Source organism: Pedobacter jeongneungensis, assembly GCF_000633455.1.
GTDB classification, from domain to species: Bacteria; Bacteroidota; Bacteroidia; order Sphingobacteriales; family Sphingobacteriaceae; genus Pedobacter; species Pedobacter jeongneungensis_A.
Map to the genome: position 1 here is coordinate 202567 of NZ_AYMG01000023.1, position 23002 is coordinate 225568.

General features: G+C 39.2%; 24 protein-coding genes. 3 read left to right on the forward strand and 21 right to left on the reverse strand.

Going from position 1 to position 23002, the window contains the following annotated elements:
* Positions 1-4: 4 nt before the first annotated feature.
* The 7 genes from rplC to U859_RS0120765 all read right to left on the reverse strand — a co-directional run bounded on the left by rplC (position 5) and on the right by U859_RS0120765 (position 4570).
* The gene (gene rplC / locus U859_RS0120735) at positions 5-622 is read right to left on the reverse strand and encodes a 50S ribosomal protein L3 (protein WP_025145223.1); all 618 of its coding nucleotides are present in this window, start codon (positions 620-622) and stop codon (positions 5-7) included.
* Positions 623-794: 172 nt separating this feature from the next.
* The gene (locus U859_RS0120740) at positions 795-1190 is read right to left on the reverse strand and encodes a DUF1634 domain-containing protein (protein WP_025145224.1); all 396 of its coding nucleotides are present in this window, start codon (positions 1188-1190) and stop codon (positions 795-797) included.
* Positions 1190-2023, reverse strand: coding sequence for a sulfite exporter TauE/SafE family protein (locus U859_RS0120745; RefSeq protein ID WP_025145225.1), 834 nt, complete (start codon positions 2021-2023; stop codon positions 1190-1192). The genes U859_RS0120740 and U859_RS0120745 overlap by 1 nt, the downstream gene beginning before the upstream one ends.
* A 121-nt stretch (positions 2024-2144) precedes the next feature.
* Positions 2145-2348: a type II toxin-antitoxin system RelE/ParE family toxin gene (locus tag U859_RS32710; RefSeq protein WP_025145226.1), complete on the reverse strand. Its 204-nt coding sequence runs from the start codon at positions 2346-2348 to the stop codon at positions 2145-2147.
* A 78-nt stretch (positions 2349-2426) separates the two neighbouring features.
* Complete coding sequence (locus tag U859_RS0120755; RefSeq protein ID WP_025145227.1) at positions 2427-2633, reverse strand: hypothetical protein; 207 nt, start codon at positions 2631-2633, stop codon at positions 2427-2429.
* A gap of 77 nt (positions 2634-2710) precedes the next feature.
* On the reverse strand, positions 2711-3304 hold the full coding sequence (locus tag U859_RS0120760) for a hypothetical protein (RefSeq protein ID WP_025145228.1): 594 nt from the start codon (positions 3302-3304) through the stop codon (positions 2711-2713).
* A 9-nt stretch (positions 3305-3313) separates the two neighbouring features.
* Positions 3314-4570 (reverse strand): prephenate dehydrogenase, encoded by a 1257-nt coding sequence (locus U859_RS0120765; protein WP_025145229.1) that lies wholly within the window; start codon positions 4568-4570, stop codon positions 3314-3316.
* 171 nt (positions 4571-4741) lie between these two features.
* Between U859_RS0120765 and U859_RS0120770 the strand changes: the two genes are divergently transcribed.
* On the forward strand, positions 4742-5353 hold the full coding sequence (locus U859_RS0120770) for a hypothetical protein (protein ID WP_025145230.1): 612 nt from the start codon (positions 4742-4744) through the stop codon (positions 5351-5353).
* A 400-nt stretch (positions 5354-5753) separates the two neighbouring features.
* On the opposite strand, the gene U859_RS0120775 is transcribed toward U859_RS0120770, so the two are convergent.
* The 5 genes from U859_RS0120775 to U859_RS0120800 all read right to left on the reverse strand — a co-directional run bounded on the left by U859_RS0120775 (position 5754) and on the right by U859_RS0120800 (position 13990).
* Entirely contained in the window at positions 5754-6632 is an 879-nt protein-coding gene (locus tag U859_RS0120775) for a type IX secretion system membrane protein PorP/SprF (RefSeq protein WP_084153123.1), read from the reverse strand.
* 10 nt (positions 6633-6642) lie between these two features.
* Positions 6643-7146 carry a gliding motility-associated C-terminal domain-containing protein gene (locus U859_RS0120780; RefSeq protein WP_084153120.1) on the reverse strand — a complete coding sequence of 168 codons (504 nt, stop codon included), beginning with the start codon at positions 7144-7146 and terminating at the stop codon, positions 6643-6645.
* A gap of 4 nt (positions 7147-7150) precedes the next feature.
* The gene (locus U859_RS31260; RefSeq protein ID WP_025145233.1) at positions 7151-9667 is read right to left on the reverse strand and encodes a beta strand repeat-containing protein; all 2517 of its coding nucleotides are present in this window, start codon (positions 9665-9667) and stop codon (positions 7151-7153) included.
* Between the two features lie 248 nt (positions 9668-9915).
* Positions 9916-11259, reverse strand: a complete 1344-nt coding sequence (locus tag U859_RS0120795) for a deoxyguanosinetriphosphate triphosphohydrolase (RefSeq protein ID WP_025145234.1) — start codon at positions 11257-11259, stop codon at positions 9916-9918.
* A gap of 121 nt (positions 11260-11380) precedes the next feature.
* Positions 11381-13990 (reverse strand): MGH1-like glycoside hydrolase domain-containing protein, encoded by a 2610-nt coding sequence (locus U859_RS0120800; protein WP_025145235.1) that lies wholly within the window; start codon positions 13988-13990, stop codon positions 11381-11383.
* A gap of 189 nt (positions 13991-14179) precedes the next feature.
* On the opposite strand from U859_RS0120800, the gene U859_RS0120805 reads away from it, so the two are divergent.
* Positions 14180-14542, forward strand: a complete 363-nt coding sequence (locus U859_RS0120805) for a hypothetical protein (RefSeq protein ID WP_025145236.1) — start codon at positions 14180-14182, stop codon at positions 14540-14542.
* 10 nt (positions 14543-14552) lie between these two features.
* Complete coding sequence (locus U859_RS0120810) at positions 14553-14747, forward strand: hypothetical protein (protein WP_025145237.1); 195 nt, start codon at positions 14553-14555, stop codon at positions 14745-14747.
* Between the two features lie 278 nt (positions 14748-15025).
* Here U859_RS0120810 and U859_RS0120815 read toward each other — a convergent pair whose 3' ends face one another.
* The 9 genes from U859_RS0120815 to U859_RS0120865 form a co-directional block, all read right to left on the reverse strand.
* Positions 15026-15304, reverse strand: coding sequence for a hypothetical protein (locus tag U859_RS0120815; protein WP_162800005.1), 279 nt, complete (start codon positions 15302-15304; stop codon positions 15026-15028).
* Positions 15305-15379: 75 nt separating this feature from the next.
* The gene (locus U859_RS0120820) at positions 15380-15625 is read right to left on the reverse strand and encodes a hypothetical protein (protein ID WP_025145239.1); all 246 of its coding nucleotides are present in this window, start codon (positions 15623-15625) and stop codon (positions 15380-15382) included.
* Positions 15626-15725: 100 nt separating this feature from the next.
* Positions 15726-16031: a 30S ribosomal protein S10 gene (gene rpsJ / locus U859_RS0120825; protein ID WP_008244591.1), complete on the reverse strand. Its 306-nt coding sequence runs from the start codon at positions 16029-16031 to the stop codon at positions 15726-15728.
* 136 nt (positions 16032-16167) lie between these two features.
* The gene (gene fusA / locus U859_RS0120830; protein WP_025145240.1) at positions 16168-18282 is read right to left on the reverse strand and encodes an elongation factor G; all 2115 of its coding nucleotides are present in this window, start codon (positions 18280-18282) and stop codon (positions 16168-16170) included.
* Between the two features lie 126 nt (positions 18283-18408).
* A complete protein-coding gene (rpsG, locus tag U859_RS0120835) occupies positions 18409-18876 on the reverse strand; it encodes a 30S ribosomal protein S7 (protein ID WP_025145241.1) in 468 nt (155 codons plus the stop codon).
* A 17-nt stretch (positions 18877-18893) separates the two neighbouring features.
* Positions 18894-19307 carry a 30S ribosomal protein S12 gene (gene rpsL, locus U859_RS0120840; RefSeq protein WP_008244597.1) on the reverse strand — a complete coding sequence of 138 codons (414 nt, stop codon included), beginning with the start codon at positions 19305-19307 and terminating at the stop codon, positions 18894-18896.
* 546 nt (positions 19308-19853) lie between these two features.
* Complete coding sequence (locus U859_RS0120855) at positions 19854-20312, reverse strand: hypothetical protein (protein WP_025145242.1); 459 nt, start codon at positions 20310-20312, stop codon at positions 19854-19856.
* A gap of 119 nt (positions 20313-20431) precedes the next feature.
* A complete protein-coding gene (locus U859_RS0120860; protein WP_025145243.1) occupies positions 20432-21442 on the reverse strand; it encodes a discoidin domain-containing protein in 1011 nt (336 codons plus the stop codon).
* A 56-nt stretch (positions 21443-21498) separates the two neighbouring features.
* Complete coding sequence (locus U859_RS0120865; protein WP_025145244.1) at positions 21499-23001, reverse strand: RagB/SusD family nutrient uptake outer membrane protein; 1503 nt, start codon at positions 22999-23001, stop codon at positions 21499-21501.
* Position 23002 lies beyond the last annotated feature (1 nt).

The window sequence follows — 23002 nt, forward strand, 5'->3', positions numbered from 1 at the left end:
CTGATTACTTGTCTAAGATTACGTAAGAACCTTTAGCTCCTGGAATGGAACCACTAACTACTAATAAGTTTTGATCAGCATAAACTTTCAAAACCTGTAAGTTTTGAATTTTTACTCTGTCTCCACCTGTTCTTCCTGCCATGCGCATTCCTTTGAATACACGTGAAGGGAAAGATGACGCTCCCAATGAACCTGGGGCACGTAAACGGTTATGCTGACCGTGAGTCTGCATACCAACACCGGCGAATCCGTGGCGTTTTACAACACCTTGAAAACCTTTACCTTTTGAGGTACCTACAACATCAACAAAATCGCCTTCTGCGAATGAATCAACAGTTACCACATCACCTAAATTAAGTGAAGTTGTAAATGAATCAAATTCTACCAGCTTGCGTTTCGGAGTTGTGTTTGCTTTCGCGAAATGGCCTTTCAATGGTTGAGTTGTGTTTTTCTCTTTTTTCTCATCGTAACCCAACTGGATTGATGAATAACCATCTACTTCTTCGGTTTTTACCTGTGTAACTACACAAGGTCCAGCCTCGATTACCGTACAAGGAATGTTTCTTCCTTCGGCATCAAAGATACTGGTCATTCCTACTTTTTTTCCAATAATTCCTGACATTTTATCTTTTAATTTTAACACCCATCGAAGCAGTAGGGCTTCGTTCAAGGTGGTTGTACATCCCCCGAAAGGGACGGCAAAGATAGGCAAGAAATATTAATTTTCAAATAGTTAGCGAAATATTTTTTCAAATAAATTGCTGATATGATGGGATTTAACTAAAAAAGAGATGTTAATGTGCTAAACCACCATTTAAACTGATGGTTATGATGGTTAAAATGATGATTCCAATCAGTACATAAAGGTAATCGCGCTCTATTAAAAAGCTAAAAATAGCGAAAACAATACGTGCAATCGGTGTAAAAATAAGCATCAGGATGCCAAATTGAACAATGGCATCGCCCTGAAAGGTTAATACGCCTTTAAATATTGCTGCTATGGAAGAAAACTTATTGAGCTCGGGCTTAAAAACTTTATAGTTGGTAACAGCCCCTTTATTATGGATAAGAAAAATGGCTCCACCGATTAATACAATGGTCATCGAAATGATTACACCTGCACGCAAAAGTGTACCCAAAATTACCTGGATATCTTTATCGTTCAGATTTTCTTTTTTTGCTGTATCCATTATAATCCGCTTATTCCTTTATAAATCATCTGCAGGGCTAAAAAGGCAACCACTACAGCAAATACAATTTTCAGTTTATCGGTTTTTGTTTTTAATAAAACTTTCGAGCCTAAAGAAGCGCCCGTTAAAACACCAATACAAACTGGCATGGCAATACCAGGATCAATTTGTCCGCGATGTAAATAAACCACTGCACTTGCAGCAGCGGTAACCCCCATCATAAAATTGCTGGTGGTGGTTGATACCTTAAATGGTAAACGCATAATGTTATCCATGGCGATTACTTTTAAGGCTCCACTCCCAATGCCCAGTAGGCCGGATAGCGTGCCTGCAAATAACATCATTAAAAATCCACCCGGAACATGTTTTACAGCATAAGCATGATCTGTACCTTTATCGGGGAAAGATCCGTTCAGTTTAAAAAATTTAGCCCATTTATCGGTATTATCCAAAGTGGTGTGATCTACCTTCTTCTTCAACGTCATGATGGCAGAAAAAATCAGGATACAGCCAAAAAGAATGGCGATATAATTTGCATTAAGGTAAACCGCTACAATGGCTCCGCAAACCGCCCCTATTGTGGTGGCGATTTCTAAAAACATCCCGATCCGGATATTGGTGATGCCTTCTTTTACATAAGCAGCAGCCGAACCCGAAGAAGTAGCAATTACCGAAACAATGGATGCGCCAATGGCATAATGGATATCGACACCTAAAGCCAGGGTGAGCAAGGGGATAATAATTACCCCTCCGCCTAAACCGGTAAGCGAACCCAATAATCCGGCTAAAAAGGCGCCTAATAAAACGATAATGGTAAACAGCAAAACCGACATGCGGGCAAATATAATGTACAGTTTTTGGCTAAACGAAGGATTTAGGGAATAAAATAAAGTCTATATGTTATATGGATAATGTAAGATGGGAGATGGAAAATAGACGGCGGTACAGGAGATACTAATAATGCAAAGGAGATTTACTGGTATGACGTAACCGGACTATGCGGATTTGATTTGGGGTAATTTTATATGATATGCGGTAACGGTATTTTTCAAAGGCCCGCCAACTGCCATCGTTATTTATTTTATATTTATCCAAACCATATTTTTCAGGATGCTTATCGAGCGCTATTGTCAAATCAATAATTTCATCCCTGACCAATACTGCATATTTTAAAGAGTCTAAAGAATGTAATCAAAAACTTTTTTAGTTCTAATCTTGCTCTATAACTCCAAACAACTACCATTTAGTGGCTTCGGCTTTCAACTGATCTGCGGAAATAAAATTTCCATTTTCTATTTCGGCATTTCCTTCTTCAAGATCGGCATTATATTGCTCCAGGGATTGAGGCTTATCAACATTATAAATTAAGCCTAAAGCATCTAAAACAGCCTTAACAGCTTTTTCTGATTTCTTATTGTCGATATTCACAGTTAAAGTGATCATAATAATAAAGTTAAAAAATAAAAGGCAGAATTGTTTTATTTTTGAGATGTTTATTGTCAATTTTTTGTTGAGCTTAATTAAGATTTATAATAAAGCTTACTTTCTTTATTCAAATCAACATTCCGGAAACTTTCCAACAGCTCAAAAGCAATTTGCCGCACCGTTTCCGGTATCGGGTTAATGGTTGATTTAGCGCCTTCGGCATTCTTTATTGTCCAGCCTGAAGTGTTTAATAGCAAATGTTCGGCACCAGCCAATGATTTAACTATTTTGCCTCTTGTAAAAGCAGTGCCATCCGAGTCAATAATCACTTTTTTATTAACCCACCAGTTCTCTTGCAACACTTTTTTCAACTCCGAAACGTCCAATTTCGCAGAATAGTTCCAACCCTTTCCTGCTTTATGCTCCAGTTTTAATAAACCGATAAAATTGGTGAGACTTTTGGGATTATACATTTCCGAACTACAGTATAGATCAAAGTGATGGAGTTTAAGCTGGCTCATCAACGCTTTCGAGTGATCAGTGTTGTGAAAAACCGGCACTATTTTCTCCGCAATTGATCGTATAACGGCTTCATTTCCCTGTTCATATTCTCCACAAAGTATTTCAATATCCTTTAATTGTTGCTGCAATAGCGAAACCAGTTCAGGTTTATTTAAAATGGTTTTCATCTTAAATACCTATTTGCCCAACCTCTTGATCATTTCCGCGCTTAAATCCCTTCCATCGTTTAAACGGTTGGCGAAAAATGATTTTGCAGCTTCAAAATGTGCTTTGTAACCTTTTAAATCGCCATATCCAATAATCGAGGCCCATTCGTGCACTGCGGTATGGAATTCCAAATCATCGCCACGGATTGATTTATCGTATAAAGCAGTATGGATTGACTCTTCTAACATCGCCTCATTTTTGAAAAGATACTCGGCAATGCCCAACCTTAATTTAAAAGGTGGAGTTTGGCAGATCAGGTTATCGTAAGGATTTACGCCCATTTTATACCAGGCGTATACCATGCTCAACAAACTTAAATGCGAATTAGGCTTTTGTTTATGGCTGGCATCCGACAGGCTGAATTCTTTCATGATGTTATCGTCTAACAGTAAAAGTGCCCGACTTTCGTGAAAAACGAAATCGCGGGCCGCATAAATCTTTTCCCTAAATTCGGTTTCATTTTCACAGATCATCAGTTTAAATAATTCTGATTCTGCCTGTGCATAATATTTTACCTGTTTTTGTGCATAAGGATTTAGAATGGCCAAACCGGCATAAATGTGCGATTTATAGCTAAAAATCCTCAGTGTGGTTAAAATCTTTACATTATCGATCCCTCCGGCATAGGCAGGGTTATCCCAGGGGAAGAAACCTGCATTTTTCCATGCAGAGCCCATACTTTCGAAACCCATGTGCGTTACCGCCTGCGTATCGGCCACAATACGGTCGTGCTCCCTGTAATCGTCCATTTCAATAATGTTTGATTTTAAAGATTTATAGATTTCCAATGCCTGTGCATAAACAGCATCGGTTGCACGGTGGCGCACTACCACCAGCGTTTGCCCTTCGGGACTAAAAGCTGGTCCATGCAAAGAGTGACAGGTTACAATCTGGGTATCTTCCGGAAGGTGTTTTTCAAAAGCGGCAATCTCCGGGTGTTTAACAGAGGTTTGTCCGGCAACTATGGCGCCATATTTTGTCGACCGTGCAAAAACAGCAACTACCTCGTCAATTTTTTCCGCTTCAACGCAATAGATAATAAAGTCTGATTTTCGTGCAACCTCATGCCCGTCAATCAAAACTTCTATTCCTTTAGGTTCCAGTTCATTTTTTAAATCGGTAAAACGCAAAGGCATGTCTGCCCCACATACCTTATAACCAGCATTTACAAACGATAGCGCATATAATTTACCCATATCGCCTAAACCAATAATTCCTATTTGCATGCAACAAATGTAACCTATCATAAATTATTTTATAATAAAACTTAGATAAAATTGTTATTTAGAGGTTAAACCAAAAGCAATTTTATCTATTTTAATCAAAGCTTAATTAAAATAGATTAAGCAGGAAATGGATAAAAATGTAGTTTTACAATCTAATACCTATATTAAACTATGCAAAAAATTAAACACACCCTATTGTTTTTAGCCGCTTTGCTATTTGTAAATTTCGCATTTGCACAAACAAAACAAGACACCACAAAGAATACTGATCCCTCTTTAAACGGACAGTACAACTTCATGTTATCGAAATCTAAAAGCTTGTATGGCGCAAGGCTGATTAATCCAACACGGTTATCGGCTTTATGGAAAAGTGTTACGGATACATTGAAAAAAGAACGCAAACAACTGCAGGAAGCGCGGCAGGAGATTAAAGCGCAGGCAGGTAATATTTCGAGCTTAAAGGGCGAAGTAACCGGGAAGGAAAGCTCTTTGGCCAATGCTACTGCCGCAGTTAACGATATTAAATTTTTAGGAATTTCTTTCGATAAAGGCACCTACAATACCATTGTTTGGGCCATTATTATTGTATTGGCTATAGGCCTGGCCTTTGTTATTTTTCAATCAGGCAAATTAAGGCATGAAGCAAAATACAGAACAGAACTCTATCAGGAAGTGGCCGATGAGTTTCAGGCGCATAAGGTAAAGGCAAAAGATAAAGAAATGAAACTTGCCCGTGAGCTGCAAGACGAGCGTAATAAATGGGACGAAGGCCGGGGAAGATAAAAAAAGCTAGCCACAGATGCACAGATCAACACGGAGAAATTTGCTTGTGATTCTAGGTCTAGAAGAAGCAGTGGTGTCAGATGTTGCCATCTGACACTAATTAAAAATTTAATATAATAGCCTTCTTATTTTGTAAAGCAGGGTTTGTGGTGCTTCGGTTCCGCTAGCCCCGCCATTCGCTGTAGTCCCGATGAAAAATCGGGACTACAGCGAATGGCGGGTTTATTACACTTACAGCAACACCATTTGGCCACCTAAACCCGATCAAAGCAAGAGCGGGACTGCTTTTACCAAAAGTTAACGTAAACTTCCCGAAACTTTATTAAAAGAGTTGTCAACTTTTCAGCAAAATGGCTATTAAAAGTTGACAACTCGATTTACCCAAAGGCAAATTGCCTTCTTAATTCTTAATGCTATATTTCAGGCCCAGCTCAAACTCGCCATTACTATAATTCAGCATTTTTGAGGTATTGGTAGTATACTGGAACAAAAGCGAAAACTGGTTTTTATAATTTGTGCCAAAGCCGGCTGTAAAGCTATTTGTGCTGTGGTAAATTCCATTTAGCATTAATTTATTGTCCAAAAGCTGAAAATTAACGCCTGCATCGAAAATACCATCGTAATTTTGTACACCTCTATATACCAGTTTTGGCTCTATACTATTAATTAATTTATCAGTAGTAAATTTATAACCTGCAGCAATAAAATAGGTAGATCGGTCAACCACATTCCTCAACACATCTCTTTTAAAAAACCGTTTAAGATTTGGCAAGGCAGCTTGCAGCGTCAGCTTATCTGTACGGTAAGCAGCACCAAAATCGCCATCCAAATAAAGTTTACGATCGTTAAAACTGTTCAGCACATCATCATCAAAATCGCCTTTAACTTTGGCAAAATCTACCGATTCGTTCATAATCCCGGCAGATAAACCAAAATCCAAAAAGTTAGTTCCACCATTTAAAGGCAAGTGATATGCATAGGTTACGGTTGCCCGGGTACGATTAATAGCACCAGCACCTTCATTATAAAAAAGGAGGCCCAAGCCCACTTTATTATTGGCTAAACCGTAATCGCCAGTGAGGTACTGGATTTTTGGAGCGCCCTCTACCCCAGCCCACTGTGTTTTAAATGCTGCATTTAGGTTTAATCCCCTTTCTAACCCAGCCATTGCCGGATTGGCCAAAAACTGGTTCTGGTAATAAATACTCCCCATGGGGTTAAGCTGGGCAAATGCTGGTGTAATCAATAAAAACAACAGCGCCACGATATAATATCTCATTTCTCTCCTGTTATTTTTTATATAAAATTGATATAAAACCTTTAATAGATCCATCTGTACCCAGATCGAGCATGTAGTAGTAGGTATCTTCCATCAATGGTTTTCCATTGAAATAGCCATCCCAGTTGTTCTGGTAGTTCATGGCAGAATAAATCAATCTTCCTCCCCTATCAAAAATGGTGAGTTTGTTATTCGGATACTTTTCTAAACCTTTAACTACAAAAAAATCATTTTTACCATCACCATTTGGTGTAAGGATATTATTTACAACAGCAACATCGGCCGTGGTTTGTATAATCAGGAAGGGCTGCAAAAAGCCCTGGCTCAATGTGGTGTTCCCTGCCTGGAAAGTTTGCACAATTGTCATTTCTCCTATACTAAAATCGTACAACTGATTATTGATCTTGCCATAACCGCTGGTCGAATTAAATATATAGGGTAGGTTCTGTGCTTTCAACTTGCTCCCAAAAAACATTGGCAACAAGAAAATAAACGGGTAGTATATTTTTCTCATCGCGTTAGTTTAAAGAGATCCATGCCGAACCATCACTTTGAATGGTAAAGGTTTTATTTCCTGTAATGGTGGTTAAACTCGAATCATCGTTTAATAACACCGGATTATTCAGGGTTACATTTCCTGATGATAAGGCTTTAACGATAACATAAATCCTTCCTTTACATGTGCTGGCTGCCGGAAGATTAACCGTTACGGTTGCACCCGCATTTTTTATCCTAACGGTATAATGACTGTCATCCAGCGTTAAAGTACCAGCACTGGTAAAAGTTAAAATACTGGCAGAAACCGAACCGTTTATATTTAAAGTACTGACGTTTGCCGGTGCATAAGCGGTAGTAGTTGCTGCTGCTGTTCCGTTAAGGGTTAGCGAACCACCATTTGTAGTAAAATTACCTGCGATTAAAGGATATGCGGTATTAGAATTAGCCACTACCAACGTATTATTTGCATTTGTACTATTTCCGGCTGCATTGCTCCCGATAAAAATATTGCCTGCACCATTATTTTTCGATCCGGCGCTATAACCTATTGCGGTATTATTATCACCATTGCTCGCTTCAAGCGCCAAACTCCCTACTGCTGTGTTGGCAACACCTGTTCCATTGGCCATTAAAGTGTGTGTACCCAGCGCTGTATTATTAGAGCCAACCGTATTGACCGACAAGGCCTGTGAACCAAAACCACTGTTATTGATGCCACTAAAACTACGTTGCAGTACCTGATAACCAAATGCACTGCTCTCATAACCTGAGATATTTACCGATAATGCTTCCCTTCCGAAGGCACTGTTGTAAAAACCTGATACGTTTGCTGTAAGTGTTTTATAACCATAAGAAATATTAGTTTCTGCCGAATTGCCCAGGCGACCAGATTTTAAACCGTTAACTAAAAAATTGATGGCTACATCATCGGTATTGCCCAGGAAATTGGTGTTCTGATCTATATTACCTGTATTCCCTTTCAATGCCCATGCATTTGCATTGGCAAATAAGGTTCTGCTGATCAGTTCCGGCTTTCCGGTTATCGCATTGGTAATGTAAACTTTGTTTGCATCGCTCACGCCGCTGGTGGTTAATTTAGCAAGGGTGACTGATGCATCTGCAATTTTTGGTGTAGTTACCGAGCCATCTGCAAGTTGAAGTGTATTTACTGCAGCATCATCGATATTGATGTTTTTAACTTCTTTGTTTCCGATTTTGATTGAAGTTACAGCTGCATCAGCTAGTTTTGGTGTGGTTACCGAACCATCTGCGAGCTGAAGTGTATTCACAGCAGCATCGTCTATATTAATATTTTTAATCTCCTTATTTCCGATTTTGATGGAAGTTACAGCTCCATCAGCCAGTTTTGGCGTGGTTACCGATTTATCTGCTAGCTGAAGCGTATTCACTGCAGAATCGGCTATGTTAATATTCTTAACTTCTTTGTTCCCTATTTTTACCGAGATTACTGCAGCATCGGCTAGTTTGGGTGTGGTTACCGAACCATCCGCTAACTGAAGCGTATTTACTGCAGCATCGGCAATGTTAACATTCTTAACTTCTTTGTTCCCTATTTTTACCGAAGTTACCGACGCATCAGCCAACTTTGGTGTTGTAACTGCCCCATCAGCAAGTTTAATCGTACTTACTGCTCCTGCATTGATATCAATTACCACATCTTTTAATAATGCGGTTGTACCATTGGCACTAATGCTTAAATCTGTTGAAGTTAAGGCCTTGGCACCAGATAACTGGCTAACATCCAATGTTACCGGTTTCCACGCCGTTCCATCAAATAAAAGCACCTGGTTATTGGCTGGTGCCGTTGCACTTAATGTTTTTCCCTGAAGATTAGCTATAGTTGGGTTTGGGTAATTCCCCGTTAAATCGCCTCCGGCAGTTCCGGTAGATGGACCAACCGGACCAATATCACCTTTGTCGCCCTTATCACCTTTAACACCAGGTATGCCTTGCAAACCCTGTAATCCGGTAGCACCTGTTAAACCTATCGGTCCCTGAGCACCGGTTGCTCCGGCAATACCCTGTGGGCCTTGCGGACCAACTGCTCCGGCCACACCTTGTGTACCTGCCGGGCCCGTTGCACCTGGATCACCCTTTGGCCCGATTGGCCCATTAGCTGCATATAATGCATAAGGAACACTTAACAATTGTACAGTTCCAGCCAGGGTGAAATTGGTACCATTGTCAGGATCGATTTCTACTTTTACAAATTTTAATCCACTTGCCCAGGTAACTCCTCCTATTGTACCAGTTACCGAGTTTGCCCCGCCTGATCCGATTGCTACTGCATACAGACCCAAAATATTGGTTACCACATTTCTCACTTCCGAATATTGCGTGGTACCAGTTGCTGATGCATCCAGGATGCTGATCCGTAGGGATATGCTTTTATTTGCGAGTGGGCTACCATTGGCATTTCTGGCAGCACCTTGATAATTGAATTGTTGTGGAGCTTGTGCTTTAACAGCCAATGCCAAGCCCATACTTAGCAGCGTGATCAGTAAAATTTTTTTCATGAATAGGGATGAGATCTAATTACCTGGCTACAAAAAATAAGAAGCCGAACGATCAAATCTAATAATTAGTACAAGTTGACCACCTTGCTTTACACGAAAGACTTATCGAAAATACACAAATTACTGAAAATCAGATTTATATATAAAAATGTTATTCATAATTTTACACGAACACTCGATTTACAAGCGGTCAAAACCAATTTGATTGAATAAAAGATGGGCAAAAGCCAATAGCCGTGTTAAAACGGTTATGTTTCTGAAGGGAAAGATATCCCTTTAATATTGCGGTATAAATCTACAGCATAGAGGTCTGTCATTCCCGAAACAAAATCTAATACACTCTGCGTAATGGAATAAATATCAGTTAAATCTGTATGGTACTGTTTTGGGATCAGCTTTACCAGTTTTTTATAATAGTGTGTATTGTTATGGATAAGCGCTGGTACAAATTCTTCCAGCAAACCTGCCATTATTTTGTAACCTGCCACTTCTTTTTGTATTACCGAAGAGAAGTTATAAATACGTTCTACTGAAATTTTTTCGACAGCTTTCCAGGCCGAAATGTATGGTTCAGGCAATAAATCAGTTAAACTATGGTTCAGCTCCCCTTTTAGTAATTCTTCCTGTTTTTCGAAAAAGATACCAGCACACTGGTTGGTTAGTGTGTTAATGGCCTTCGCCCTTAACAGCCCGATTTTGGCATCATCATCTTCGTAATCGTTTTTTAAACGCTCCTCAATCGTTGTAGAGTTGGCAAATGGCAAGAGGTAATTTTTTACTTCTTCGTACGATAGGATCTTTAAGCGGTGTGCATCTTCCAAGTCGATAATACTGTAACAAATGTCGTCTGCAGCCTCAACCAAATAAACTAAAGGATGACGTTTATAAATCAGGTATTCGTTTTCTTCCTTTTCTAAATGAAGTTCTGTAGCAATTTTTTTAAATGTTTCTTCTTCTGACTGGAAGAAACCGTATTTTTTGCGGTGTAAAAGGCCTTTTTGTTTACCTGCGATGGATGCACATGGGTATTTTGCTATCGAAGCCAGGGTTGAATAAGTTAAGGCATAGGCATCATTGCCTTTTCCCTTTAATGGATGGGTTAGGATCCTGATGGCATTTGCATTTCCTTCGAAGTTGATTAAGTCGTGCCACTGTGATTCGTTCATGTCTTTTTGATAAACACGGCCATCACCATCGGTAAAATACCTCGAAATAGCTGCTTCACCTGAATGGCCAAAAGCAGGGTTCCCCAAATCATGTGCCAATGCCGCTGCTGCAACAATGTTGCCCACCTCGTTAATTAAAGGCACTTCTTTAATCAGTTCAGGGTTGTGCGTGTTTACACTATTAAGGAAAATATTAGCCATAGAGCGGGCTACGCTTGCTACCTCCAAACTATGTGTAAGGCGATTGTGAACGAAAACACTTCCAGGCAAGGGGAAAACCTGGGTTTTGTTCTGCAATCTTCTAAACGGGGATGAAAAAATCAAACGGTCATAATCACGCTGGAAATCAGAACGCGCACGATCGGTACTGGCACCGTATTGTTCCTGTCCGTACCGTTTATTCGAAAGTAAATATTTCCACTCCATGCGTTCAATTAATTTTGGGCGAAGTTAATGATTCAGGGGCTCTAATAAAAAGAATCGTTTTTAAAACCTCTGATTTTTTAAGCCTGTTAAGTGTAAATACATGGCATCGATAATTTTTATTCTATAAAAGAGCAATCAAAGCAGTCCATCCGGTTTGATGGCTAGCCCCTAAGCCTTTGCCATTTTCACCGTTAAAGTATTCGTAATATAAAATGTAGTCTTTAAAATGTTCGTCGTGATTTAATTTGGGATAGCCTCCAAATACCGCACGCTCACCTTTATCATTTTTAAGGAATAAATTTTTCATCCTTTTGCTCAATAAATCTGCAATTTCATTCAATGAAAAATATTCGTTGGACCCTGTTGGATATTCTACCCTAAAATCATCTGTATAATATTCGTGAAAGTGTTTTAAGGCATCAACCAACAAATAATTTAAAGGCATCCAAATTGGTCCACGCCAATTGCTATTGCCACCAAACATGCCTGTATCACTTTCTGCAGGAACGTATTTTACAGAATAATCACTTCCATTTAACCAATAACTATAAGGCTGCGTTTCATAAATTTTTGAGACCGATCTGATACCAAAATCAGAGAGGAACTCACTGGTATCCAGCATTCTGCGCAAAAGCATTTTCATCCTATGGCCACGCAAAAGCGAAAACAAGTGTTTATCATTTCCACTTGTATCTGCCCAATGACTCACTAGCTGCACCAAATCAGGTCGTTGACGCATAAAAGCTTCCAAATGAGACCTAAGTTTTGGCAAATCTTTCCAGTCTTTATCGCTAAAAACGATTACTGCAAACATGGGGATCAAACCAACCAGAGAGCGGAGGCGTAACCGATCCCAGTTTCCATTAGGATTACGTAATAAATCGTAGTAAAAACCATCATGATCGTCCCATAATCCGATGTGATGGTCGCCCATATTATCAATTGAGCCGGCAATGAATAAAAAATGTTCAGCAAATTTTATCGCCATATCTTCATATAACGAATTTTGTAAGGCAAGTTCTATACTTATTTGAAGCATATTTAAAGCGTACATAGCCATCCAGCTGGTGCCATCGGCCTGCTCCAAAAAACCACCGCCGGGAACGGGCTCACTGCGGTTAAACACCCCAATGTTATCAAGCCCCAGAAAGCCACCTTCAAAAATATTATTACCCTCGCTATCTTTTTGGTTTACCCACCACGTAAAGTTGAGGAGTAAACGCTGAAATACTTCTTCTAAAAATTTTAAATCACCGGTTCCTTTTATTTTTTTATCTACCAGGTAAACCTTATAAGAAGCCAGTGCATGTACCGGCGGATTTGCATCTGTAAAATCCCATTCGTATGCGGGCAATTGTCCGTTTGGATGGATATAACTATTGTTTAATAACAATCGCAATTGCTGTTTGGCAAAATCCGGATCTACAGGTGCAAGCGCTATGCAATGAAAAGCAAGGTCCCAGGCAGCAAACCAGGGGTACTCCCATTTATCAGGCATTAAAATAATATCATTGGCCATAAAATGACTCCAATGGTAATTTCTACCACACGCTCTTTCATTTGCTGGTTTAGGTAAACCTGCGTCTCCCTTTAACCAGGTATTTACATCATAATTATAATACTGCTTATTCCACAAAATACCCGCCCAGGCTTGTCGCTGTAGCATTTTTTCTTCATCACTACAATCTACAGCGTATTTATCGGCATAAAACTCATTGGCTTCTTTTTTACGATCTTCAAAAATCTGATCATATTCTTCAAATGGTGCTTTTAACTGGCTACTGCTTAATCTTAATTTTATGCTGACGCTTTGTTTTGCAGGAATAAGTTTTGTATAATGAATTGCGACCTTGGTTCCTGTTTTGGCAGGATTTATAGCAGTTTTATTCCCGTTTATCAGATAGTCGTTTATACCATCCTTTACAAAATCTGATGCATTGGCCGATTGATATAAACGTTCGTTATTGGTTTCATTATCGGTAAATAAAAATTCAGGCTTGCCATCTGTATAACAATACAATTTACCCTGCTTTTCTGAATGCAAAAGCAATTTATCCTTCCCAATACTACTAATTGCAGGTTTAGCAGTAGCGCCATTCCAGCTCCAGTTGTTACGGTACCATAATTGTGGTAAGATATGAAGCCCGGCATCTTCATTACTTCTGTTAAAAATGGTGTAGTTAATGAGCAAATCATCCACATCATTTTTTGCATAATTGATAAAAACATCAAAGTATCTGTCTTCATCAAATATGCCTGTATCCATCAATTCAAATTCGGGCTCCTGCCTGGATCGTTTGGCATTTTCTTCTACAAGCCTGGAGTAAGGGAAAGCAGACTGTGGATATTTATACAACATTTGCATGTAGGTATGCATGGGTGTATTATCCAGATAGTAATAAAGCTCTTTAACATCCTCTCCGTGATTTCCCTCTCCATTATTCAAACCAAAAAGCCTTTCCTTTAAAATAGCATCCCTGCCATTCCATAAAGCTAATCCTACACAAAGCAGTTGCTGGTCATCACTTATGCCCGCTATTCCTTCCTCACCCCACCTAAAAGCTTTGCTCCTCGCCGTATCGTGCGTTGTAAAATCCCAGGCATTTCCACCTGGGCTATAATCTTCCCTTACGGTTCCCCACTGTCGCTCAGTAAGGTATGGTCCCCATTTAAGCCATGTTTTTTGATTGGCATATTGTTGATTAATCCGGTTTTGCTCTGCCTTGCTCATATTTAAAAGTTAATTAATCGTGCATTTGCTAAAATTGCACCAATTACCCGCTTACTTCAGCTTATTAATATTTAGTTAAATATCAACGATTAAAATAAATATATTCTAAGTCTTAAGTCACGAAATCAATAATAAAATACAAACCTTTTGGTTTCAGAAACGTTATTTAATGAGATTTAATTTACTTCTATGAAAACGAGTATATATAATAAGGAAGAACATACAGAAGGATATGTTGGACCAGATGGCGGACAAGAAGAAAAATCTGATGTGCAAAAAGCATATGAAGCCGGTAATGATGTTAACGAGGTAACCGCCTACGGAAAAGAACCAAGTGAATTGATTAAAGGAAATCCTTCTGCGAAAGATGGCTTCGACAATTCGGGTACACAGGGTAAAGATTCCCTTAGCGATGATGCATACAACAGTCCGGACAAGCATCCTACTGTAAAAAGTGCCGAAAGCCATACCGGAAGTTCATCTGATGATTTTAAAACCAAAACCGGCCCTAATGAAACAGATGAAGACCATGCATTAAATACGGGAATATAATTTTTTAGTTATGGGGTTATTAAAATATGCCATTTTAGGCGCTGCAGCAGTTTATGGGTTTAAATATGCTACCAGGAAAAGAGCTACAGACGGAAGATCACTAGTTGATGATTTTAAAGAAAAAACACCTGAATATATCGATAAAGTTAAAAACTATGGAGAGCGGATCAGGCAAGATTATTCACAGACCAGTGATTTATACTGACGATATTAACCAATCCGGAAAGACATTAATAATTGACATATATCAATAAATATATGTATACTGCCTTTGTAAATTGGTTTTAAATCGTTGAAATTTGCGCCGCTGTAGGATTCGCGACAAAGATTAACTAAAATCAGAGACTAAACGATTTTGAGGGCTATTGCCACTTGATTAACGCATTTCAGTTGTGGAATCCTAATTAATTTCCATCTACCGGAAAATGCATCAATATTATTAGGGGATTATTCTATATGAATATTCCCTTTTAAATAAATCAGCTACTGATCTTTTCCCCTGATGCCTTTATCTGCATCTTTATTTCTATTCCCAATATCTTCATTCCGGCTTAAATTCGCATTTTTAAGTTCTTCATTGATATTGTGGACAGAGCTCTCAGCTTTCAATAAATGCGTTTCATTTGGCTCATCTTTCCGCTTAAAATCAGTACGCTTATGCCCATAAGTAGCCTCTCCGTTGTCCCAGTCTATTTCCTCATCACGATCAATACCCAGTTGCGGATCTATTTCCTTTTTCTTATTCTCATCATTCATTTTCATAATCGCATTATTTTCAGGTGATTCTATCCTTAACAACAACTGATAAGATGAAAATGTTTAAGAGATAAACGATTACTATTTAACTCCTTTGCTCTGGTCAATTTTGGTATCACTATCCAGGTCATCCTTACTTGATCCATTCTCCTCACGGTGCCTGGGTGGTTTTTCCATTCTGCTTTCTTCCAATTCAGAGAAATCGCCACCTTTTTGATTGGCCACTTCTCCATGTGAAGATGGCTTCTTTTTCTGTTCTTCTTCCGGGTTGGCAAAATCCTGTCCTTCAACAGGTAGTTCTTCTTGGTGGTTTTCGTGTTTGTTCATATCAGTTAAACCGAACTCACATGCTTTTGTTTGAAAATGGCAGGACATAAAAAAAGGCCGCAATTTTCATCGCGACCTTTTTTGTTCTTTTTAAAATCAATTAAACTTTGATTTCAACTTCAACACCGCTAGGTAATTCAAGTTTCATTAAAGCATCAACTGTTTTAGAGTTAGAGCTATAAATATCCAATAAACGTTTGTAAGCGCATAATTGGAACTGCTCTCTAGCTTTTTTGTTTACGTGTGGAGAACGTAATACAGTAAAGATTTTTTTCTCTGTTGGAAGTGGAATCGGACCACTAACCACTGCACCCGTAGGTTTAACAGTTTTTACGATTTTCTCAGCAGATTTATCTACTAAGTTGTAATCGTAAGATTTTAATTTAATTCTGATTCTTTGGCTCATCTTATTTTTAATTATGGCTTCCTGTTAGAGCTATTAACAACAGAAACCGGATTTATCTTTAAAAAGGCGGAGGGCTTAGGGTGTAAGGTTGAGGGTTTAAAACCTTTAACCTTACGCCTTTTACCTTATACCTTAATTAGTCTTCAGATTTTACTCTTCCTTTAGACTTAGCAATTACTTCGTCTTGTACGTTTTTAGGCGCTGGCTCGTAGTGATCGAATTCCATTGTAGAAGTTGCACGACCTGAAGTGATGGTACGTAACTGGGTTACATAACCGAACATTTCTGAAAGTGGAACCAATGCTTTGATTACCTGAGAACCATTACGGGTATCCATACCTTGTAACTGACCACGACGACGGTTCATATCACCGATAACATCACCCATGTTTTCTTCAGGAGTTAAGATTTCGATTTTCATGATTGGCTCCATCAAAGATGGTCTACATTTAGGTAAAGCCTCACGATACGCCATACGGGCAGCAAGCTCGAATGATAAAGCATCTGAATCGACTGCGTGGAATGAACCATCAATCAAACGTACTTTCATATCAGGAAGTGGATAACCAGCTAATACACCATTCGACATTGCAGAAGCAAATCCTTTCTCAACTGAAGGGATAAATTCACGAGGAATTGAACCACCTACAATTTCGTTTACGAATTGCAAACCGCCTTTTTCAAAGTCTGCATCAATTGGAGAGATTACAACTTTAATATCAGCGAATTTACCACGACCACCTGATTGTTTTTTATAAACCTCACGGTGTTCTGTTGTACCAAAGATTGCCTCTTTGTAAGCTACCTGTGGTGCACCTTGGTTAACTTCTACTTTAAACTCACGTTTTAAACGGTCGATTAAGATATCTAAGTGAAGCTCACCCATACCAGAGATAACTGTTTGGCCAGTTTCCTGATCGGTTTGAACCCTGAACGTAGGATCTTCTTCAGCCAATTTAGATAAGCCCATACCTAATTTATCAACATCAGCCTGAGTTTTAGGCTCGATAGCTAAACCGATAACTGGCTCAGGGAAGTTCATTGATTCAAGAATAATTGGGTTTTTCTCATCACATAGTGTATCACCAGTTTTGATATCTTTAAATCCAACTACCGCAGCAATATCACCAGCAGCCACATTAGGCACAGGGTTTTGCTTGTTAGCATGCATTTGGAAGATACGAGAAATACGCTCTTTACTTTCTGAACGTGTGTTGTAAACGTAAGAACCTGCATCTAAATTACCCGAATAAACACGGATGAAACATAAACGGCCTACGAATGGGTCAGTTGCAATTTTGAATGCTAAAGCTGCAAATGGCTCCTGAATACTTGGTTTTAATAAAACTTCAGCACCAGTATCTGGGTTAGTACCTACAACACCTTCTGAATCAAGAGGTGAAGGCAATAATTCCATCACATAATCCAGCATGGTTTGAACACCTTTGTTTTTGAAAGATGAACCACAAACCATAGGAACAATTTTAGCATCTAAAACAGCTGCACGTAAAGCGTCTAAAATTTCGCGCTCAGTGATTGAGTTTGGATCTTCAAAGAATTTCTCCATTAAAGACTCATCATAATCAGCAACTGATTCTAATAATTTCTCTCTCCACTCAGCAACCTCATCAAGCATATCTTCCGGGATAGGCACTTCAGTAAAGGTCATACCTTTATCATGCTCATTCCAAACAATACCACGGTTGTTGATCAAATCAACCACACCTTTAAACTGATCTTCAGAACCGATAGGTAACTGCAAAGGAACTGCATTACTACCTAACATATCTTTAACCTGTTTAACAACTTTTAAGAAGTCGGCTCCAGAACGGTCCATTTTGTTAACGAAACCGATACGGGCAACATTATAGTTGTTAGCCAAACGCCAGTTGGTTTCTGATTGAGGCTCAACACCATCAACTGCAGAAAACAAGAACACTAAACCATCTAATACACGTAACGAACGGTTTACCTCTACGGTAAAATCCACGTGTCCTGGTGTATCGATAATGTTCATGTGGTAAGCCTGACCTCTGTATTTCCACTCAACAGTAGTTGCAGCAGAAGTGATCGTGATACCACGTTCTTGCTCTTGTGCCATCCAGTCCATTGTTGCAGCACCTTCGTGCACTTCACCAATTTTATGACTTACACCAGCATAATAAAGAATACGCTCCGTTGTTGTAGTTTTACCTGCATCAATGTGAGCCGCGATTCCAATATTTCTTGTAAATTTTAAATCTCTTGCCATGTTATGTTTTTGATTTCTGATTTTAAATGATTACACCGATTATGTTAAAACAAATCGGTGTAATTTATCTAATCAGTATAATCTTCTAATTAAATCTGTGTAATCTTTAACCTGTTAATTCTAATACTAGAATCTGAAGTGAGAGAACGCTTTGTTAGCCTCAGCCATTTTGTGCGTATCTTCTTTCTTCTTAACAGCAGCACCTTCACCTTTAGCAGCAGCTACGATTTCACCAGCTAATTTCTCTTTCATCGTTTTTTCACCACGACGACGAGCATATAAAATTAACCATTTCATACCTAAAGCTGTTTTACGCTCTGGTCTAACCTCAGTTGGAACCTGGAAGTTAGCACCACCAACACGGCGAGATTTAACCTCTACAGCTGGCATAATGTTAGTTAAAGCACGTTTAAATACCTCTAAACCGTTTTCACCTGCTTTTTTCTCAGCAATTTCAACAGCATCGTAAAAAATAGAATAAGCGATAGATTTTTTTCCATCGTACATCATATTGTTTACAAAACGAGTTACCTGAACATCATTAAATTTTGGGTCAGGAAGAATAATTCTCTTTTTTGGTTTTGACTTTCTCATTTCTTATTTCCTCCCGATTATTTCTTTTTACCTTTAGTTGGCGCCGCAGCTACTTGTCCTGGTTTAGGACGTTTAGTACCATATTTAGAACGACGTTGGTTACGACCAGCTACACCTGATGTATCTAATGCACCACGGATGATGTGGTAACGTACACCTGGTAAATCTTTAACACGACCACCACGGATCAATACGATAGAGTGCTCCTGTAAGTTGTGACCTTCTCCAGGAATGTATGCATTCACCTCTTTACCGTTCGTTAAACGAACACGGGCTACTTTACGCATTGCTGAGTTTGGTTTTTTAGGGGTAGTGGTGTACACACGTGTACATACACCTCTTCGCTGTGGACAGCTGTCCAACGCTGGAGACTTACTCTTGAACTCCAGTGCTACTCTACCTTTTCTAACTAATTGTTGAATGGTTGGCATTGTGCTTTTTTATGTTTTTTATTAAAAAATTTACCGCTCCCCCGGCATCTTCACAGATAGCCCATAAAACGGACTGCAAAAGTAGAACAATTCTTTTTAAAAATCAAGGGGTTAGCGTAAAAAGTTTTCAGTTGGCAATTGCCGGTTTTCAGTTCAGGATTAAGGAGTTGTAATTTTTCTTCCAGGTCATCGTCATTGCGAACTGAAGCGGAGGAAGTGGTGATGGCGTGAAGCAATATTTCTCAGCTTAAACATTAAATCCATTATAACAGCATTTCATAGTTTATAAACTGATGTTCTGGAAAGCAATTGCAGCAATTCTTAGTTTAGGTTCAGTCCCGCTAATGTTTCTGCCGATGAAACCTGTGAAACAAGTAAGCACACCCATAAAAAAGCAAAGATATTGCTTAAATCGGCATCCACGTATATCGGGTTTAGGTGGCAGAGCAAATCACAGCTATTTACGTTTTTCCCCTCAAATTTTAAAAAATTCCATTTATCTTCATTGAAAAGAATGGATTTAAATTAATGAGAGAAGGCTCTATGCTAATTACAATCCTTAAAACCATCTCTTAAAACCTTCAGTTTTGCCACTGCGGCCTCCAGCTCTTTTGGTGCTTTACCGTATTCGTAAGTAATTTTATATTGTTTACCATCGGCATTAATGGCAATCCATTCTGCACCACCGTCGGCACAATCAGGGCAACCGATTACTTCGGGCAGGTTCGAAATCTTGCTGATGTTCAGCTCATTTTTAATGGCGGATACATCGGCCTCCGAAATGGTTTTACTACAGGTTTTGGTATCTGCCGACTGTCCATTTTTCGATTTAGAAAATGTAAGTTTTAAATCGCTAATGAGTAAGCTGTTGGAACAGTAGCCTGCGCGCATGCCGAATGATGAGCCATAGGCAATGCTGTTCAGGTTTTTGATATTGCCTTTTTTGCAACTAAAAATAGGCGTAATTAAGGCTAGTGTAAGGATGACTTGTAGAATTTTCTTCATAGATAAGGGACAAAATACAACTCAAAGATATTGTTTATCAGTTACGAACTGATACAAAAGGGCCATAAACAAAGAAAGCGATCTCAATTTTGATCGCTTTCTTTGAATTTACCGCAATTTTAAAGTTTCACATATCCCTCAAAATTCGCCAGGCAAGGGTAACTTGTACCTTCGAGCAGCGTAATTTTTACATAACGGATCGGAGTTGTTGGCGAAACAGCAAATTTCTGTTCATTAACTGTAGTTGGATTGAAATTCCGGTCATCGCCCAATTGAGTAAAAGTAACGCCATCTACACTTCCCGAAATAGAAAATTTGCTAAAACCTTGTTTTGGGTCGGTGTGGGCGTTAAGACCGATATAAGAAAGTAAACTTGCTTTTTTCATATCAACAACAATCCAATGCAGATATGGATGCAGCACATCATAATCAGCCTGCCAAAATGAAGGAACTTGTGAATCATCAGGTATCGGGCTTTTGGTAGATATAGGATCTACGATCATTGAGGCCAGGTTCAATTCATCGCCCGGAAAATTTACTTCGCTCGAAGCTGTTGCCGTCCAGCCTGCTTTGCTCAATGCAATATCGGTAAGCGGTTTTCTTTCCTGCAGGCCAGTCACACTAAATTCCGCTAAAAAAGTAATGTTACCCGTTTGCGTTGCAGCTTTTTCTAAAGCGGTTAATTTTAGGTACCGTACATTCCTCGCAGGCGATAAGGTAAATGCCTGTTCGGTATAAAGCACCGGGTTAAATGCAAGTTCGCCAATGGCGGTAAAATTGATCCCATCGTTACTGCCTTCCAGCCTAAATTTGGTAAACCCTTTCGGGTCGCCCTGTTTTGTGGTTAAACCAATTTTGGTAACTACGGTCTGTTTTTTCATGTCGATTAATAACCAGTGCGGAAATGCAGCATTAGCACTCGAACTCCAAAAAGTATTGGTATTGCCATCCAAAACGGTTGCCGGCAGATTAGCCGTTTCCTGACTTGAAGCTGTTGCGCTCCAGCCCGAACGGTCTAACACAACTTCTTCTAAATTGGACGTAAGCTCGGCACTTTTATCCTTTTTACAGGAACTTATTGCCATACCTGCAAAAAGCATGTAAATGGCATATGTTTTTATATTTTTCATCTTTTTAAGTTTGATTTCAATGGTGATAAAGCCCTTATTGTTTTACCACGAATGAGCTAAGGGTTTTGAGTTAGATTTTTATTATTGTCTATCTCATACTGCGGAACGTAAAAAATAACACGGGCATCGGTTGGCAAAATGGTCTGCGTGATGTTTGTATTGGGCGTGTTATTTAAGGCATGTGTACCCGGATAGTTTCTTGTCATCGGTCTGTTGTTCCTGAATAAATCGTAAGCCCGTTGTCCTTCAAAAGCGAATTCAAGCCTGCGCTCTTCTAAAACTACATCCAAAGCTGTTTTATTTTCTGCAGCAATGCCTGCAAGCGTTAAAACAGGAATTCCAGCCCTGGTACGGATCAGGTTTACATCATCAAGGGCCAACTGCGCATTACCTAGTTTGGCATTTGCCTCAGCTTTGTTCAGATACATCTCAGCCAAACGCAGGTAAACCGGTGAGCTTAAATTTGCAATCCCCTCCTGCAAATTGTATTTGGTTACATAATACATGGGTACATTTGGGGCTATTTTAGTGTTTACCTGCAATACACCATTAATTTTATAAGGCGCAATAAAACTATGCCTTAAATCTGCCGGGTTTTTATCCAGCTCTGCCACATATTGCTGAGAAGCATAGATTTCGCCATAACCGGTATTGCCCTGAGCACCAGGAGTAGATAAAGCACCTGGTGTACCGCTGTAGTACATAGAGCCGATGGCACCAAAATCCTGATCTTCTGTTTTGGTATAACGGATAGCAAAAATGGTTTCCAAATTGGCTTCCGGAGTTTTAGTGAAGTAACTGGCATAATCTGCACCCTGAAGCAATTTATAACGGCCAGAAGCAATTACCAGATCAGCATATTTTATGGCATTGGCATTATCACCCATATTTAAATAAATACGAGACAGCAAAGCGTAAGCAACTTCTTTCGAAGCAAAAATATCCGCTTTTGCTACAGTCATTAAATCAGCGGCTTTTAATAAATCGGCAATAGCTGCGGCATATACTTCTTTAACGGTATTTCTTGCCGGAGTACCTGCAGGCACACCTTCTTTCAAAATAGGCACACCTGGTTTTTCGCCATTGCCCTGTGTGTATGGTCTTCCAAAAACGCGGACTAAGTTAAACTCCATCATTCCCTTCAGGTAAAGATTTTCTCCCTTAAGTTGTTTTAAATCTACACTTGAATTATCTGGAATAGCTGCAATAATCTTATTAGCAGCAACAATTACATAATAAGCCTGTTTCCAAAAGTTAGCGCCATGTGTACCTGTGGGGATATGGGTATAGCGATAGCACCTTGAAAGATCATCAGATGATGGTTGCCCCTGAGCCACATTATCTCCCTGAAATTCTGTTAAAAAATGTGCACTCCTAACATAAGTCGCATTTCTTAGCACGGCATAAGTACCAATGGTTGCGGTCTCAATATCACCAGGATTTGTTAATGCAGATTCATCATCAATCGCTGTTGACGGTTTTACTTCCTTTTTACAACTACTTACACTAAAAATCAGTGCAAGTGCAACTATATATATTTTAATTTGATTCGCTTTCATA

Coding starts and splice junctions, on each gene's coding strand:
- fusA (WP_025145240.1), bottom strand. CDS start 18,282: ATGGCAAGAGATTTAAAATTTACAAGAAATATTGGAATCGCGGCTCAC.
- U859_RS0120815 (WP_162800005.1), bottom strand. CDS start 15,304: ATGAAAATGAATGATGAGAATAAGAAAAAGGAAATAGATCCGCAACTG.
- rpsL (WP_008244597.1), bottom strand. CDS start 19,307: ATGCCAACCATTCAACAATTAGTTAGAAAAGGTAGAGTAGCACTGGAG.
- U859_RS31260 (WP_025145233.1), bottom strand. CDS start 9,667: ATGAAAAAAATTTTACTGATCACGCTGCTAAGTATGGGCTTGGCATTG.
- U859_RS0120805 (WP_025145236.1), top strand. CDS start 14,180: ATGAAAACGAGTATATATAATAAGGAAGAACATACAGAAGGATATGTT.
- rplC (WP_025145223.1), bottom strand. CDS start 622: ATGTCAGGAATTATTGGAAAAAAAGTAGGAATGACCAGTATCTTTGAT.
- U859_RS0120800 (WP_025145235.1), bottom strand. CDS start 13,990: ATGAGCAAGGCAGAGCAAAACCGGATTAATCAACAATATGCCAATCAA.
- U859_RS0120765 (WP_025145229.1), bottom strand. CDS start 4,570: ATGCAAATAGGAATTATTGGTTTAGGCGATATGGGTAAATTATATGCG.
- U859_RS0120780 (WP_084153120.1), bottom strand. CDS start 7,146: ATGAGAAAAATATACTACCCGTTTATTTTCTTGTTGCCAATGTTTTTT.
- U859_RS0120770 (WP_025145230.1), top strand. CDS start 4,742: ATGCAAAAAATTAAACACACCCTATTGTTTTTAGCCGCTTTGCTATTT.
- U859_RS0120795 (WP_025145234.1), bottom strand. CDS start 11,259: ATGGAGTGGAAATATTTACTTTCGAATAAACGGTACGGACAGGAACAA.
- U859_RS0120740 (WP_025145224.1), bottom strand. CDS start 1,190: ATGGATACAGCAAAAAAAGAAAATCTGAACGATAAAGATATCCAGGTA.
- U859_RS0120760 (WP_025145228.1), bottom strand. CDS start 3,304: ATGAAAACCATTTTAAATAAACCTGAACTGGTTTCGCTATTGCAGCAA.
- U859_RS0120865 (WP_025145244.1), bottom strand. CDS start 23,001: ATGAAAGCGAATCAAATTAAAATATATATAGTTGCACTTGCACTGATT.
- U859_RS0120820 (WP_025145239.1), bottom strand. CDS start 15,625: ATGAACAAACACGAAAACCACCAAGAAGAACTACCTGTTGAAGGACAG.
- U859_RS0120775 (WP_084153123.1), bottom strand. CDS start 6,632: ATGAGATATTATATCGTGGCGCTGTTGTTTTTATTGATTACACCAGCA.
- U859_RS0120810 (WP_025145237.1), top strand. CDS start 14,553: ATGGGGTTATTAAAATATGCCATTTTAGGCGCTGCAGCAGTTTATGGG.
- rpsJ (WP_008244591.1), bottom strand. CDS start 16,031: ATGAGCCAAAGAATCAGAATTAAATTAAAATCTTACGATTACAACTTA.
- rpsG (WP_025145241.1), bottom strand. CDS start 18,876: ATGAGAAAGTCAAAACCAAAAAAGAGAATTATTCTTCCTGACCCAAAA.
- U859_RS0120860 (WP_025145243.1), bottom strand. CDS start 21,442: ATGAAAAATATAAAAACATATGCCATTTACATGCTTTTTGCAGGTATG.
- U859_RS0120745 (WP_025145225.1), bottom strand. CDS start 2,023: ATGTCGGTTTTGCTGTTTACCATTATCGTTTTATTAGGCGCCTTTTTA.
- U859_RS0120855 (WP_025145242.1), bottom strand. CDS start 20,312: ATGAAGAAAATTCTACAAGTCATCCTTACACTAGCCTTAATTACGCCT.
- U859_RS0120755 (WP_025145227.1), bottom strand. CDS start 2,633: ATGATCACTTTAACTGTGAATATCGACAATAAGAAATCAGAAAAAGCT.